Source organism: Paraburkholderia sp. SIMBA_053, assembly GCF_046534895.1.
Classification (GTDB): domain Bacteria; phylum Pseudomonadota; class Gammaproteobacteria; order Burkholderiales; family Burkholderiaceae; genus Paraburkholderia; species Paraburkholderia caledonica.
The window spans coordinates 1-248 of record NZ_JAWRXU010001355.1 but is presented as its reverse complement, the minus strand read 5'-3'; the positions used below and the strand labels follow the sequence as shown (position 1 = coordinate 248).

Sequence of the window (248 nt, the reverse complement as noted above, 5' to 3'; positions counted from 1 at the left end):
GCGCCGGCGCATCGTCGGCATGGCGCCAGTGCATGTGTTCGAGGATGCGCGCCTTGCGGCCGTCGGCAGCCTTGCCCAGCCGGTGTTCGACCAGGCCGCAGCGCAGGTTGGTGCCGCCGATGTCGACCGCCAGGAAGGCTGCATGGCGGCGTACCGAAGGCGGCAGCAGGACGCTCCAGCCGAGCAGGGCGGCCTCGTCCGGATCGTGTTCCAGGAGGCACAGGCGCACCTTCACCCGTGCCAGCCGC

The 248-nt window shown here is 71.8% G+C and carries 1 pseudogene; it reads right to left on the bottom strand.

What is annotated here, in order from left to right:
- Positions 1-248, bottom strand: a pseudogene (locus SB753_RS40025) (ROK family protein); the annotation flags it as partial.